This is a genomic window from Spirillospora sp. NPDC049024 (assembly GCF_040649235.1).
Classification (GTDB): Bacteria; Actinomycetota; Actinomycetes; order Streptosporangiales; family Streptosporangiaceae; genus Spirillospora.
In genome coordinates, this window is the sequence record NZ_JBEZFD010000013.1 from 24355 (window position 1) to 39152 (window position 14798).

The 14798-nt window shown below is 74.4% G+C and carries 13 protein-coding genes; 9 read left to right on the forward strand and 4 right to left on the reverse strand.

Going from position 1 to position 14798, the window contains the following annotated elements; translation table 11 throughout:
* Positions 1 to 5: 5 nt before the first annotated feature.
* Positions 6 to 395 carry an NUDIX hydrolase gene (locus AB0C21_RS23860; protein ID WP_500207008.1) on the reverse strand — a complete coding sequence of 130 codons (390 nt, stop codon included), beginning with the start codon at positions 393 to 395 and terminating at the stop codon, positions 6 to 8.
* Positions 396 to 478: 83 nt separating this feature from the next.
* Between AB0C21_RS23860 and AB0C21_RS23865 the strand changes: the two genes are divergently transcribed.
* From AB0C21_RS23865 to AB0C21_RS23880, 4 genes are all read left to right on the forward strand, one after another.
* Complete coding sequence (locus AB0C21_RS23865) at positions 479 to 1126, forward strand: DUF6758 family protein (RefSeq protein ID WP_500207010.1); 648 nt, start codon at positions 479 to 481, stop codon at positions 1124 to 1126.
* 27 nt (positions 1127 to 1153) lie between these two features.
* A complete protein-coding gene (locus AB0C21_RS23870; protein WP_500207012.1) occupies positions 1154 to 2020 on the forward strand; it encodes a PHP domain-containing protein in 867 nt (288 codons plus the stop codon).
* Between the two features lie 10 nt (positions 2021 to 2030).
* Complete coding sequence (locus AB0C21_RS23875; RefSeq protein ID WP_500207014.1) at positions 2031 to 2738, forward strand: MBL fold metallo-hydrolase; 708 nt, start codon at positions 2031 to 2033, stop codon at positions 2736 to 2738.
* An 86-nt stretch (positions 2739 to 2824) separates the two neighbouring features.
* Positions 2825 to 3724, forward strand: coding sequence for a RecB family exonuclease (locus AB0C21_RS23880; RefSeq protein ID WP_500207016.1), 900 nt, complete (start codon positions 2825 to 2827; stop codon positions 3722 to 3724).
* Here AB0C21_RS23880 and AB0C21_RS23885 read toward each other — a convergent pair.
* Positions 3721 to 4629: an oxygenase MpaB family protein gene (locus tag AB0C21_RS23885; protein WP_500207341.1), complete on the reverse strand. Its 909-nt coding sequence runs from the start codon at positions 4627 to 4629 to the stop codon at positions 3721 to 3723. The two genes, AB0C21_RS23880 and AB0C21_RS23885, sit on opposite strands and share 4 nt — an antisense overlap.
* A gap of 140 nt (positions 4630 to 4769) precedes the next feature.
* On the opposite strand from AB0C21_RS23885, the gene AB0C21_RS23890 reads away from it, so the two are divergent.
* The 5 genes from AB0C21_RS23890 to AB0C21_RS23910 all read left to right on the forward strand — a co-directional run bounded on the left by AB0C21_RS23890 (position 4770) and on the right by AB0C21_RS23910 (position 14331).
* Complete coding sequence (locus tag AB0C21_RS23890; RefSeq protein WP_500207018.1) at positions 4770 to 5228, forward strand: MarR family winged helix-turn-helix transcriptional regulator; 459 nt, start codon at positions 4770 to 4772, stop codon at positions 5226 to 5228.
* Positions 5225 to 6673 (forward strand): MFS transporter, encoded by a 1449-nt coding sequence (locus AB0C21_RS23895; protein WP_500207020.1) that lies wholly within the window; start codon positions 5225 to 5227, stop codon positions 6671 to 6673. Before AB0C21_RS23890 ends, AB0C21_RS23895 begins: the two co-directional genes overlap by 4 nt.
* A 548-nt stretch (positions 6674 to 7221) precedes the next feature.
* Positions 7222 to 13077 (forward strand): type I polyketide synthase, encoded by a 5856-nt coding sequence (locus AB0C21_RS23900; protein WP_500207022.1) that lies wholly within the window; start codon positions 7222 to 7224, stop codon positions 13075 to 13077.
* The gene (locus tag AB0C21_RS23905) at positions 13074 to 13508 is read left to right on the forward strand and encodes an acyl-CoA thioesterase (protein ID WP_500207024.1); all 435 of its coding nucleotides are present in this window, start codon (positions 13074 to 13076) and stop codon (positions 13506 to 13508) included. Before AB0C21_RS23900 ends, AB0C21_RS23905 begins: the two co-directional genes overlap by 4 nt.
* Positions 13509 to 13521: 13 nt before the next feature.
* Entirely contained in the window at positions 13522 to 14331 is an 810-nt protein-coding gene (locus tag AB0C21_RS23910) for a class I SAM-dependent methyltransferase (RefSeq protein ID WP_500207025.1), read from the forward strand.
* Here AB0C21_RS23910 and AB0C21_RS23915 read toward each other — a convergent pair.
* Entirely contained in the window at positions 14309 to 14605 is a 297-nt protein-coding gene (locus tag AB0C21_RS23915; RefSeq protein ID WP_500207027.1) for a hypothetical protein, read from the reverse strand. The two genes, AB0C21_RS23910 and AB0C21_RS23915, sit on opposite strands and share 23 nt — an antisense overlap.
* Before the next feature lie 5 nt (positions 14606 to 14610).
* On the reverse strand, positions 14611 to 14796 hold the full coding sequence (locus AB0C21_RS23920; RefSeq protein ID WP_235037279.1) for a DUF1059 domain-containing protein: 186 nt from the start codon (positions 14794 to 14796) through the stop codon (positions 14611 to 14613).
* Between the last annotated feature and the right edge of the window lie 2 nt (positions 14797 to 14798).

Here is a 14798-nt window from a genome sequence, read left to right on the forward strand (position 1 = left end):
TCCGGTCACAGGACGCCCCATTCGGCCAGGGCGTCGAGCAGGCCGGGCGTCATCGGGAGGCCGGCCAGCTCCGCGGGCGCGACCCAGCGCACGTCGGACGCGTCGTCGCCCGCGCGGAGCGTCCCGCCGGTCGCGGTCGCCGTGTAGTCGTGGATCTCGTAGACGACGCCGCCGGGCCCGGCGCGCTCGACCGTCCCGGCCAGGGCGCCGACGAGGACGTCCAGGCCGGTCTCCTCCCTCAACTCGCGGACGACCGCCGCGGGGTCGTCCTCGCCGGGCTCGACCCGCCCGCCCGGGATGGACCACAGGCCCTCGCCGGGCGGGTGCCCGCGCCTCACCAGCAGGAACCGCCCCTCGGCGTCCCGGACGATCCCGCCAACGCAGCGCACTCGCATGACCCCATTTTCTCGCCACTTTTCCCTGGCGAGGCCCCACCCGCCTTGACGAGGCGGGATGCGGCCGCGCAAGGTGGTTACTCATGAGGGCGGAGCCCACATGCCCGCGCTGCGGGGGTCCTGTCAGTGCGCCGAACCTCTGGTCCAGCGACTGGAGTTGCGGCGTGCACGGCGCCGTACTGCCGCGCCAGCCGTCCAAGCGCCCCGGCCCCGAGGGGCTGGCCGCCGTGCTGCGGGACGCGAGGGTCCCCGTCTGGACGCCCTGGCCGCTCCCGGCGGCCTGGCTCGTCACGGGGTTCACCACGGTCGGGGACGAGCGCTCGGGCGCCCGCGCGACCGCCGTCGCGGTGTCCGGGCCGGGCCTGCTGCGCGGCCCCGCCGACATGGTCCTGATCGCCGAGGAGCCGGGGATCGGCCTCGGCGCCCACTACGCCGGGCTCGCGGGCCCCGATCCCGGGAACGGGTTCAACGGCGGCCCGCCGCACGTGAAGCTGGAGGTCGGCGGCCCCGCCGCGACCTGCGGGCAGACGGTGCCGATGTGGACGGTCGGCGACCGCCCCGACCGCGCCGCCTACGTCGGCGAGGCGATGGGGAACTGGCTGTGGGCGGTGCTGTGGCCCGCCGACTCCGGGGTGCTCCTGCTGGAGCGCCTGACCCTGCTCGACCTCCGCGAACCGGGCATGGAGCTCGACCTCCCCTACGGCGCGCACAGCCCCCGCCTCGACGGCTGAGCCGCGTCCGGTTGGTAGGAAGGGTTCATGCGGATCGATCTGCACTGCCACAGTGACGCGTCCGACGGCACCCGGCGGCCGGCCGAGGTCGTCCGGCGGGCGCGCGGCAACGGCGTGGACGTCGTCGCGCTCACCGACCACGACACGGTCGCGGGCTGGGACGAGGCCGCCGCGTCCCTCCCCGACGGGCTGGCGCTCGTCCCCGGCATCGAGCTGTCGTGCAAGGAGGGCGGCCGGAGCCTGCACATGCTGGGCTACCTGTTCGATCCCGGCGAGCCGGAGCTGGCCGCCGAGCTGGCCCGGATCCGCGACGACCGGGTGATCAGGGCGCGCGCCATGGTGGAGCGGCTCCGCGGGCTGGGCGCCGGCGTCACGTGGGACATGGTCCGCGCGCTGGCGAGCGGCGAGGCGGTCGGACGCCCGCACATCGCACGCGCCATGGTGGAGGCCGGCGTGATCGAGACGGCGGACGAGGCGTTCACGTCCCAATGGATCGCGCAGGGCGGCCGCGCCTACGTCGACCGGTACGCGCTCGACCCGGAGCGGGCGATCGAGCTGGTCCGCGCCGCCGGGGGAGTGTGCGTCCTGGCGCATCCGCGGGCGCGCCGCCGCGGGTACGTGTTCGAGGACGAGGTGATCGAGAGGCTCGCCGCCGCCGGGCTCGCCGGGGTCGAGACGGACCACCCCGACCACGCCCCCGAGGACCGCGCCCGGCTGCGCGGCCTGGCCGCCGCGCTCGGGCTCGCCGCGACCGGCTCCAGCGACGACCACGGCGCGTTCACCGGCGACCGGATCGGCGCCGAGACCACCGCGCCGGACGCCTTCGAGGCGCTCCGCGCCGCCGCCACCGGCGGTGATCTCCGTCTGCCCGACCGGGGCGGCGAATCGCGGTAGGGTGCGAAGCGTGGACGCGCGCATCGAACAGGTGGTGACGTCGGGGAAGCTCACCCTGGACGACACCGAGTACGACGTCGAGAACAACACCTACATCGTCGGCGACGACGACGAGGTCATCGTGATCGACCCGGCGCACGACGCCGAGGCCATCCTCAAGGAGGTCGGTGACCGCGAGGTCATGGCCGTCCTGCTGACCGACGGCAACGAGCACCGCCTCAGCGTGGTCCTCGAGGTCGCCGCCGCCGGCGAGGAGGACGAGGACAACTGGGCGCCGATCGCCCTGCACCGCGCCGACCGGCTGCTGTGGCGCGACTACTTCGGCCGCCTCGCCAAGGAGGAGGACGACGAGGACGACGCCAAGGCGCTGCGCTCCCTCGAACCCGACATCTGGCTGGAGGACGGCGGCGTCTTCGAGATCGGCGACGCGCAGCTCGAGATCGTGCACACCCCGGGCCACACCCCCGGCAGCGTCTGCGTGATCAGCGAGCAGCTCGGCCTGCTGTTCTCCGGCGACACGCTGCACCGCGGCCGTCCCGGCTCGATCGGCGGCGCCTACGAGGACCTGCGCAAGCAGCTCAACTCGATCGGCGCGCTGCTGACCCCGCTGCCGAAGGACCTGCGGGTCCTGCCCGCCCAGGGCGAGGAGACCACGGTCGGCGACGAGGACGCCCGCTGGGAGAGCTGGGGCTCGCTGGCGCAGGAGACCGACGACTGACCGATGCCCGGAGCGAAGCGGAGGGCAGCGGTCAGTCCCCCGTGCCGGGGGGTCTGGGGGGTCGTCCCCCCAGAGAGGGCGGAGCTTTGGAGCAGCTCGGGTTCGAGGGGATGCCCCGGCGGCTGTACACGTGCACGCCGTCGCGGCTGAACACGTGGCTGGACTGCCCGCGCCGGTACCGGATGACCTACCTCGATCGTCCGATGCCGCCGAAGGGCCCGCCGTGGGCGCACAACAGCGTCGGGGCGAGCGTGCACAACGCGCTGGCCGGCTGGTGGCGGCTGCCCGTACACGAGCGCAGTCCCGAGGCGGCGGGGACGCTGCTGGTCCGGGGCTGGCTGACCGACGGCTTCCGGGACGAGGCCCAGTCCGCGCAGTGGCGTGAGCGGGCCCGGGAGATGACGGAGCGGTACGTCGCGGGGCTCGACCCGTCCGACGAGCCGCTCGGCGTCGAGCGCACCGTGGCGACCCGCACCGACCGGATCGCGGTGTCCGGGCGCATCGACCGGCTCGACGCGCGGGGCTCCGAGCTCGTCGTCGTCGACTACAAGACGGGGCGGCACGTCCTCACCGCCGACGACGCCCGCGGCTCGCTGGCGATGGCGATCTACGCGGTGGCGGCGTCGCGCGTCCTGCGCCGCCCGTGCCGCCGCGTCGAGCTGCACCACCTGCCGTCCGGCGAGGTCGCGGTGTGGGAGCACACCGACGAGTCGCTGGCCCGGCACATCCGGCGCGCCGAGCAGATCGCCGCCGAGGCCGCGGCCGCCGACGACGCCTACCGTGAGATCGCCGGTCCCGCCAAGGGGAACCGCACCGTGCCGAGACCCCGTGACGGGGAGGTCGACCACGGCCCGTTCGACGAGCTGTTCCCGCCGCGTCCGGGGAACCTGTGCTCGTGGTGCGACTTCGCCCGGCACTGCCCCGAGGGCAGGGAGGCCGCCCCGCGCAAGGAGCCGTGGGCGGCGCTCCCCGTCGACGCCGTCTAGGCGGGGGTGAGGGCCCGGCGGTCGGGCCAGCGGCGCGGGTCGCGCAGGCCGTACAGGCCCTTGCTCAGGTCGTAGCCGTCGGCCGCGAGCCGCTGCCGGGCGCGGTCCAGCATGTCGCGGGTGTTCTTCGCGAACGCGTAGTCGTGGACGCGCTCGGGCACCGAGTTCATCGCGAGCCGGAACGACTTCAGCGCCGCCGTCACCGCGGGCTGCGGCACCTCGGGCAGCGCCCCGTACATCTGGCGCGCCCAGTCCGGCAGGGAGTAGTAGCAGAGCGCCCCGAACGGGAAGTAGCCGGGCTTGCCGGGGGAGAGGAACTTCAGGTTGTCCGGCAGTGTCGGCCACATGAGGAACCGGACGGTCTCCGCCGCCTCCTCGGTGACCCGCAACCGCGGCCGCATCTCGGCGAAGAACGCCTCCATCTCGGCGACGCTGCCGGGGACGTCGTCGGCGTGCAGCCCGACGAGCGTCGCCGACGTGCGCTGCTCGTACAGATAGCGGTCGGCCATGGCGTCCGTCAGCGGCAGCCCGGCCCGCCGCGCCACCTCCAGGTAGGAGTACACCTCGGCGCAGTGCACCCACAGCAGCAGCTCGGGCTGGTCGAGCCGCTCCTTCTTCCCGGTGTCGTGGTTGAGGATGCGCAGGCTCCGGTGGATCTCCCGCACCCGGTACGCGGCCTCCTCGACCTCCTCCGGGCTGCCGAACGTGCCGAGGCCGACGAAGTCGGACGTCCGCTGGAGCCGTCCGAACGGGTCCTCGCGGAAGTTGGAGTTCTGCCAGACGCCCCACATCGCCATCGGGTGCAGCGCCTGGAGCATCAGGCTGCGCACGCCCCCGACCCACATGGACCGGTCGATGTGGACGCGCCACGTGACGCTCTCGGGGGGCTGGACGGTCGCCGGCATGTACACCTCCATGAGACAAACTGAAGTAAGTGTGTCATTACTTCGAAGGTCCCGCGACACCGCCCCCGCCGTTGCGTCCCGTTCTGACGAGCGCCCGAGAGATGCATAAAGGCTATATATAAAGCTGCTATCTTTCAGGCATGAGCCGCCAAGGCGCCGCGCACGGCGCTTCCGATGCCATCGGGGCAGCCCTCTACGGTCTGGCCACCAGGGCCGTGAGACGCCTTCCCCGCGACATGAGCCTGACGTCCGCCGCCACCTTGGCCACCCTGGACAAGACCGGCCCGCGACGGATCACCGATCTGGCGGCGGCCGAGGGCGTCACCCAGCCCGCGATGACCGTCCTGGTCCGGGTGATGGAGGAATCCGGGCTGGTCGAGCGGACGGGCGATCCGTCCGACAAGCGGGTCACGCTGGTGCGCCTGACCGAGGCCGGCGCGTCGTACGTCCGGACGCGGCGCCAGGCGGGCGTCGACGCGTACGCGCGGTTGATCGACGAGCTCACCGATGACGAGGTCGAGGCCTTGGCGGCAGCCCTTCCGGCGCTGCTGCATCTGGCGGATCTCGAAAGCCACGCCCGAGAGGAGTCGGACCGGTGACCGCGGCCGAAGCTCATGACCAGCCCGGGAGCACTGCCCCGACACGTTCCGAGGCACGTCTGCTGGTCCCCGCCCTGGTGTTCATCGCCCTGGTCGTGGCGGTGGTCGCCAGCCTCGGGACGCCGCTCATCACCAGCGTGGCGACCACGTTCCACGTCTCCCTCGACAGCGCGCAGTGGACGCTGACCATCGCCCTGCTCAGCGGCGCCGTCGCCACACCCGTCCTCGGCCGGCTCGGCGCCGGTCCGCACCGGCGGGCCACGATTCTCGCCACGCTGGCGATCGTCGTCGTCGGCAGCGCGCTCACCGTGCTGCCGCTGCCGTTCGCCTGGCTGCTCGTGGGCAGAGCGGCCCAAGGCGTCGGACTCGGTCTCACGGCGCTGATGATGGGCGTGGCCCGCGACCATCTTCCCAAGGAGCGCGGCGCGGCCGCGATCGCCCTGATCTCGGTGGTCTCCATCATCGGAGCCGGCGTCGGCTACCCGCTGGCCGCGCTGCTCGCCGAGTTCGGCGGACTGCGGGCCGCCTACGGCCTCGGCCTGCTCGTCACCGCCATCGCGCTCCTGACCGCTTGGCGCTCCATGCCCGCGGCTCCCGAAGGCCGCTCCGCTCACGTGAACGCGGCCGGCGCGCTCGTCCTGGCGGGCGGACTGCTCCTCGTCCTGTTCCTGGCCGGCGAGAGGAGCCTGTGGAGCCGGCACCTCGCCGTGGCGGTGCCCCTTGCCGTCGCGGCCGTGCTCCTGCTGTGCGTCTGGACCGCCTCCGAGCTGCGCAGCACGACGCCTCTGGTCGACGTCCGGGCGGTACGGCACCCGGCGGTCGCCGGGGCGAACATCGCCATGTTCGTCGGCGGGAGCGGCATGTACCTCCTGCTCACGCTCATCACCCGCTATGCGCAGACGCCGCACAGTGCCGGCTACGGCTTCGGGCTGAGCACCTTCGTGGCGGGGCTGGTCCTCATCCCGTTCTCCGTGCTGGGGTTCGTCGCCGGCAAGCTCACGCCCCGGCTCCGCGAACGGATCGACGGCCCCCTGCTCCTGGCCGGCAGCGCCGCCATCGTCGGCGGCGGGTTCGTCCTGTTCGCGGCGGCCCGGTCCAACCTGGCCGAACTGCTCGTGGCCATGGGCGTGCTGGGCTTCGGCGTCGGCGGCTTCTCGGCCGCCATGCCCGGCGTCATCCTGGCCGTCACGCCCAAGAGCGAGACGTCGAGCGCCATGAGCTTCAACTACGTCGTCCGCAGCGTCGGGTACTCCCTGGGCAGCGCCATCGGCGGTCTGGTCCTGGCCGCCGGCACCGACACCGGCCGCCTCTTCCCGGACGAGGGCGCCTACACCACCGCGGCGCTGGTCGGCGTCGCCGCGATGGCGGTCACGACGATGACCAGCCTCGTCCTCGCCCGCCGGCGCTCACCCGAGACCGATCCGGTCACGGCCCCGGCCGGTTGATCGAAGCCGTCCGACTTCCACACCGTCTCCATCGGCCCGCCGGCCCGCAGCACGCCGGCCATGGACCTGAGCACGCCTCCGAGCGTCGTTGAAGGATCACCCATTTCCGCGAGCGAAATTCGCGCGTGCTCCGGTGCCGCCGTGAATTGCGTCCCGTGACGGACGGCTTTTCGTCCGTCGCGCTGCGTGCGGTGCTCACCGGGAAAGCGGTCAAGCGGGCACCAAGCGGGATGTGGAGCGCGGTACGCCGCAAACGCGTGATGCCGGGCATGAGTGGGCCGAGAATGGCCGCGGAAGACTCGAAAATGGTTCACTAATGCTCGGTTCGGCCCCTTGACGCCGTGAGACCAGGCTGCCTACAGTTCAGTAACTTACAGATTGATCTTGGAATGGGCGGGCGCCGCGGGCGGCGTCCGCACGCTCCGAGAATGGTCAGTCACGGCTTGGCCGCATTTCCTCCATCCCTGGGCACGGCGCTCGATTCGGCGTGCCCGAAAACGGGCTGCCCGGGAATGCGCGGGCCTTTCGCCGCCGTATTGGGGTGCACTGTGAGTTCTCGAATAGCGATCGTCGGCATGGCGTGCCGCTTCCCGGACGCCGCCACTCCCGAGGAGCTGTGGGACAACGTCCTGGCCGGGCGCCGGTCGTTCCGCCGCATCCCGTCCCAGCGGATCAGGCTGGAGGACTACTACAGCGCCGACCGCTCCGCGGCCGACCAGATCTACATCACCGAGGCCGCGCTGCTGCGCGACTGGGAGTTCGACCGGGTCCGGTTCAAGGTCGCCGGCTCCACCTACCGCAACGCCGACCTGACCCACTGGCTGGCGCTGGAGACGGCGGCCGAGGCGCTGGCCGACGCCGGGTTCCCCGAGGGGCGCGGAGCGCCGGGCGAGAGCACCGGCGTGCTCGTCGGCAACTCCCTGACCGGCGAGGGCATCCGCGCCGCGCAGATGCGGCTCCGCTGGCCGTACGTGCGGCGCGTGGTGGCGGACGCGCTGAAGGGCGACGTCGGGACCGACCGCCTCGCGGCGCTGCTCGCCGACCTGGAGCACTCCTACAAGGCGCCCTTCCCCGTCCCGGACGGAGACTCCCTGGCGGGCGGCCTGTCCAACACGATCGCCGGGCGCATCTGCAACCACTTCGACTTCAACGGCGGCGGCTACGTCGTGGACGGCGCGTGCGCGTCGTCGCTGCTGTCGGTGATCACCGCGTGCAACTCGCTGCTGACCGGCGACCTGGACCTGGCGGTCGCGGGCGGCGTGGACATCAGCGTCGACGCCACCGAGCTGATCGGGTTCTCCCGCGCGGGCGCGCTCGCCGTCGAGGAGATGCGCGTCTACGACCAGCGCTCCGCCGGGTTCTGGCCCGGAGAGGGCTGCGGCATGGTCGTGCTGATGCGCGAGGAGGACGCGGTCGCGCGGGGCCACCGCGTGCGCGGCTTCATCGACGGGTGGGGCGTGTCGTCGGACGGGGCGGGCGGCATCACCCGCCCGGAGACCGACGGGCAGCGGCTGGCGCTCGACCGCGCCTACCGGCGCGCCGGGTTCGGCCCGGACGAGGTCGCCTACTTCGAGGGGCACGGCACCGGCACGGCCGTCGGCGACGCCGCCGAGCTGGAGACCCTGATCGAGGCGCGCCGCGCGGCCGGCGGGTCCGCGCCGCCCGCCGCGGTCGGCTCGATCAAGGCCAACATCGGGCACACCAAGGCCGCCGCGGGCGTCGCCGGGCTGATCAAGAGCGTGCAGGCGGTCGGCGCGGGCGTGCTGCCGCCCACCACCGGCTGCGAGCGCCCGCACCCGCTGCTGGACGACGGCCGCGACGCGCTGCGCGTCCTGCGCAAGGGCGAGGCGTGGCCGGAGGGCGCGCCGCTGCGCGCGGGCGTGAGCGCGATGGGCTTCGGCGGCATCAACACGCACGTGGTGGTCGAGGCGCCGCGGCCGTCGCGCCGCGCCCGCGTCGCCAACCGCACCCGCACGGTCCTCAACTCCCCGCAGGACGCGGAGCTGTTCGTCCTGGACGCCGACTCGCCCGCCGCGCTGGCCGAGCGGGCGACCGCGCTGGCCGGGGTGGCGGAGGCCGCCGCCCGGTCCGAGCTGCCCGACTTCGCCGCGCACCTGGCGGGGCGGCTGGCGCGGCGGCCGTGGCGCGCCGCCGTCGTCGCGGGCGCCCCGGCGGCGCTCGCGGCCGCCCTGCGCCGCGTCGCGGACCTGGCCGGGGAGGCGACCGGGCAGGCCGGCGAGGGGGCCGTGCGGCACATCGACCCGGCGTCCGGCGTGTTCGTCGGCGGTCCGGGGGAGCAGCCGCGCATCGTCCTGCTGTTCCCCGGCCAGGGCTCGGGGACCCGCTCGGACGGCGGGGCGCTGCGCCGCCGCTTCGAGTCGGTGGAGGAGCTGTACGAGGCGGCCGCGCTGCCCGCCGGCGCCGACCAGGTCGAGACCGCCGTGGCCCAGCCGCGCATCGCGACCGCCTCGGCCGCCGGGCTGCGGGTGCTCACCGCGCTCGGCGTGGAGGGCGGCGCCGCCGTGGGGCACAGCCTCGGCGAGATCACCGCGCTGCACTGGGCCGACGCCCTCGACGAGGACGCGCTGCTGCGGATCGCCGCGGCGCGCGGCGCGACGATGAGCGAGCTGGCCGAGGACGACGGCGCGATGGCGGGCATCACCGCGGACGCCGCCACTGTCGCCGCCCTGCTCGATGGCGCGGACGACGGCGTCGTCATCGCGGGCCACAACGGCCCCCGGCAGACCGTGGTCTCCGGCCCGGCGGACGGGCTGCTGCGGGTCATCGGCCGCGCCACCCGGGCCGGGCTGCAGGCCGTCCGGCTCCCGGTGTCGCACGCGTTCCACTCGCCGCTGGTCGCGCCCGCCGCGGAGGCGTTCGAGGGCCGGCTGCGCGGCGAGCCGCTCGCGCCGGTGCGCCGTCCGGTGTTCTCCACGGTGACCGGCGCGGCGCTGCCTCCGGGCATGACGCCGGAGGAGCTGCGCGGCCTCCTGCGCGAGCAGATCACCGCGCCCGTCCTGTTCGCGGAGGCTCTCAGTGCCGCCATAAGAGGCGCCGGAGGCGCCTCGGGGGGTGTGGGGGGTCGTCCCCCCTCGGACAGCGCAGAGAGCGCGGACCTGCTCATCGAGGTCGGGCCCGGGCAGGTCCTGACCCACCTCGCCCGCGAGATCACCGGCGTGCCCGCGGTCGCGACCCGCACCGACGAGGACTCGCTGACCGGGCTGCTCGGCGCGCTCGGCGCCGCGTTCGCCGTCGGCGCGGGCGTGCGGGTCGGGGAGCTGTTCGCCGACCGGCTGGTCCGGCCGTTCGACCCGGACACCGAGCCGGTGTTCATCTCCAACTTCTGCGAGATCGTCCCCGAGGTGGACGCCGCGCTGCTCGCCGACGCGACCGCCCGCGCCGCCGCGCCCGGCGCCGCCTCCGAGACCGGCGTCCCGGACGAGGTCGGGACGGACGACCCGCTGCTGCTGATGCGCACGCTCGTCGCGCGCCGCGCCGAGTTCCCGCTCGACGCCGTCCAGGCCGACAGCAAGTTCCTGGACGACCTCCACCTCAGCTCCATCGTCGTGTCGGAGCTGGTCGGCGAGGCCATGCGCACCCTGGACCTGGCCGAGACCGCCGCCCCCACCGGCTACGCGACCGCCACCCTCGGCCAGGTCGCCGAGACGCTCCGGGAGCTGGTCGCCACCGGCGGCGCCGGGGAGGACGACGCCGAGGCCGCCGCCGCCAAGATCGTCCCGCCGGGGGTGGGCCCGTGGGTGCGGGCCTTCGCGGTGGACCGGCGGGAGACGGCGGCCCCCGGACGGGTCGCCCCCCGCGCCGCGGGCTCCTGGCGGGTCGTCGGGGAGCACCCCGCCGCCCGGCCGCTGCGCGAGGCGCTGGAAGCGGCGGAACTGGGCGAGGGCGTCCTGGTCGTCGTCCCCTCCGGCGCGGACCGTCTCGCGGTCCTCCGGGCGGGCGCCGACGCCGTCCTCGCCGGCAAGGACGTGACGCGCTGCGTCTTCGTCCAGGACGGGCCGGGCGCCGCCGGGTTCGCCAAGACGCTGCACCTTGAGGCGCCCTGGGTGGCGACCACCGTCGTGACCGCCGACCTCGGCGATCCCGCGACCCCGGCGCTGGTCGCGGCGGACGCCGCCGCGACCGGCCGGTTCCGCGAGGTGATCCACGACGGCGCCCGGCGCGAGCCCGTCCTCGCGCCGGTCGAGCCGCGCGGCACCGACCTGCCCCTCGGCCCGGACGACGTGCTGCTCGTCACCGGCGGCGGCAAGGGCATCTCCGCCGAGTGCGCCCTCGCCCTCGCCCGCGAGAGCGGCGCCCGGCTCGCCCTGGTCGGGCGGTCCGACCCGGCGGGCGACGCGGAGCTGGCCGCCAACCTCGAACGCATGGAGGCCGCCGGGGTCACCGCCCGCTACCTGCGCGCCGACGTCACCGACGCCGCCCGGGTCGCCGAGGCCGTCGCCGAGGCGCAGGCCGCGCTCGGACCGGTCACCGCCGTCCTGCACGGCGCGGGCGGCAATGTCCCGAAGCTGCTGGAGGAGCTGACCGACGACGACTACGCCCGGACCATCGACCCCAAGGTCGCGGGTCTGGAGGCCGTCCTCGCCGCCGTCGACGCCGCCCGCCTCCGGCTCGTCATCACCTTCGGCAGCATGACCGGCCGCGCCGGGCTGCGCGGCGAGGCCCACTACGCCGTCGCCAACGAATGGCAGAGCGACCTGGTCGAGCGGCTCGCCGCCGAGCTGCCGCACTGCCGGTTCCGCGCCGTCGAATGGTCGCTGTGGTCGGGCGTCGGCATGGGGGAGCGGCTCGGCTCGGTGGAGAACCTGTCCCGCGCCGGCGTCACCACGATCACCCCAGAGCAGGGCGTGGCGATGCTGCGCGACCTGGTCGCCGACCCGGACGCCCCGGTCGTCGCCGTCGTCACCGGACGGTTCGGCGAGATGCCGACCGTGTCGTTCGGCGCGGACGAGCCGCCGCTGCTGCGCTTCCTGGAGCGGCCCCGGGTGCACTACCCCGGGATCGAGCTGGTCGCCGACTCCGACGTCGGCTGGGGCAGCGACCCCTACCTCGCCGAGCACGTGTTCGGCGGCGGCACCGAGGCCGTCCTGCCCGGCACCGTCGGCATGGAGATCATGGCGCAGGCCGCCGCCGCGCTGCTGGGCCTGGACGTCGCGTCGGGCGCGGCGCCCGTCCTCACCGATGTGGAGTTCCTGCGGGCGATCGCGGTCGCCGCGGACGCCACCGTCACCGTCCGGGTCGCCGCGCTGCGCACCGGCACCGGAAGCGTCGCCACGGTCGTGCGGTGCAGCACCACCGACTTCAAGGTGGACCACTTCCGCGCGGTCTGCGAGGCGCCCGCCGCCGCGCCGAAGGGCGCCGGGCTCGTCCGGCCGGAGAACGCCGCGCTGCCGCCCATGGCGATCGACCCGCAGACCGAGCTGTACGGGCCGATGCTGTTCCACGGGCCCCGGTTCCGGCTGATGGGCGACATCCGGCGCGCCGACGCCAAGCACGTCACCGCCCGGCTGCTGCCCGACACCCGTGTGGCCTGGTTCGGCCGCTACCTGCCGGACCGGCTGCTGCTCGGCGACCCCGCCGCCCGCGACGCCTACATGCAGCCCCTCGCCCTGTGCGCCCCGACCGTCCTCGCGATCCCGGCGGGGGTGCGGCGGCTCGTCCCCGGACCGCGCGCCGGCGCGACCGCCGCGTTCGTCCACGCCCGCTACCGGCTGGACGAGGACTGCTGGGACATGGAGGTCACCGACGAGGACGGCGAGCTGATCGAGACGTGGGAGGGCTTCACGACCCGGATGGTGGAGAAGTTCCCGCTGCCCGCCGGCTGGGTGCCCGCCCTCCTCGGCCCGTACGTCGAGCACGCCCTCGTGGCGTTCGGCCTCGCCGGGCGCGCCGTGGTCGACACCGACCCGGAGGGCGCGTCCCCGGAGGAGGCCGCCGGACTGGCCGTCCGGCGGCTGCTCGGCGGTGACGTCACCCTGCGCCTCGGTCCGGACGGCAGGCCGGAGACCAGCACCGGCGCGACCGTGTCGATCGCGCACAACGCCGGAGTCACGCTGGCGTCCAGCACCCCCGGCTGCGACCTCCGCCTGGTCGCCTCCCGCGACCGTGAGACGTGGGCCGGGCTGCTCGGCGCGGACGGCCTCGCGCTCGCCGACGCCCTGGACGAGGAGTTCGACACGGCCGCGACCCGCGTGCAGGCGGCGGTCGAGTCGGCGGCCAAGGCGGGGCTTTCCGCCGGGACGCCGTTCACCGTCCACTCCACCCACGAGGACGGCTGGGTCGTGCTGGCCGCCGGGGACGCCCGCGTCGCGACCATGGCGACCGGCGTCCGCGGCGTCGCCGAACCCGTCGTCCTGGCGGTGCTGACCGAGGAGGCGCCCGCGTGAAGGGCTTCGAGTACCGGCACGTCGTCACCATCGAGGACACCGACCTGCTCGGCAACGTCAACTACGTCAACTACATCTCCTGGCAGGGCCGCGCCCGCGAGCTGTGCCTGCGCGAGTACACCCCCGACGTGGTCGCCGGGTTCGGGGAAGGCGTGCGGCTGCTCACCGTGAGCTGCCAGTGCGAGTACCTCCGGGAACTGACGATCTTCGACGAGGTGGCCGTCCGGATGACGCCGGGCGAGGTCGGCCAGACCCAGATGACCATGAAGTTCGAGTACTGGCGGCAGCGCCCCGACGGCGAGGAGCTGGTCGCCACGGGCGAACAGCGCGTCGCGTGCGTCCGCCCGGGGCCCGGCGGCGACATGGTGCCCGCCCGCCTCCCCGAGTCGATGCGCCGCCTGGTCGACGCCGTGACCGCCGGCCGCCGCTGAGAGGAGAACGACCATGGAAGGCGTGTCCGCGACGGCCCGCTGGACGGCCGCCGCCCGCGCGGTGGAGACCCGCCGCGCCGACGCCCTGTTCGCCGACGAGCTCGCCGAGGCGCTCGCCGGCCCCGAGGGCTTCGCCCGCTGGGAGCGCTACGACAACCCCGGCACGACCGAGTTCCTCGCCATCCGCACCCGCTGGCTGGACGAGGTGGTCGCCCGGTCCGCGCGGCCCCAGGTCGTCCTGGTCGCGGCCGGCCTGGACACCCGCTCGGTCCGGCTCCACTGGCAGGACGGGACCGTCCTGTACGAGCTGGACCACGCCGACCTCGTGGAATGGAAGGAGAAGCGGCTCGCCGAACTCGGCGCCCGCCCCCGCTGCGAACGGCACGCCGTCGGCGCCGACCTGACCGGGCCCTGGGACGAGCGGCTCCGCGCCGCCGGCTGGGACCCGTCCGTCCCCACCCTGTGGATCGTCGAGGGCCTGCTGTTCTACCTCGCCGAACGGGACGCCAGGACGCTCCTGGAGCGCCTGGCGTCCCTGTCGGCCCCCGGCAGCGCGCTGGCCGGCGACCTGATCGCCCACCAGTCGATGATCAGTGAGTTCACCAGGGAGGGCCTGGCGCGCCTGCGCGCGGACGGCTGCCCGTGGCTGTGGGGCACGGACCGGCCGGAGGAGTTCCTGGACTCCTGCGGCTGGCCGGCCTCCGAGGTGCGCCTGCCGGGCGAGGACGGCGCCTCCTTCGGCCGCTGGCCCTGGCCGCCCCTGCCCCGCGACACCCTCGGCTTCCCCATGAACTACCTGTTCACAGCGAGTCGTCCCGCATGACGTCCAGGTTCAGGAACCGCGGGCCGTCGCTGCACAGCGCCTCCATCTCCCCGGCGAGGCGCCGGGTCTCGGGCAGGTCGCTGTTGCGCATCGCCTCCTCGTAGGAGGGGAACTCGACGATGTCGACGAAGTGGGACGGGTCCTCGCGATCGTGGGTGTGCAGCTCGTGCGTCGCGGTGCGCTTGCCCTCGCTGATGCTCGCCCACTCGTCGAACAGCCCGTCCATCTCGTCCTGGCGGTCGGTTCGGTAGTCGATGATCTGTACGAAGCTCACAGGGCTCAACCCCCTACCGTCGCGCGCTCGTTCTTGAGGTGGGTGCGGATCTCCTCACGGAGCTCCGGGGTGTCGTCGTGCCCGTGGACCGAGGCGGCGTGCTCGGCGGCGGCGCGGACGACCTCGTCCTCCTCGCCGCTGATGGTGAGCGTGCAGCCCATCTCGCTCGGCATGTCCCTGCAGTCGGCCACCT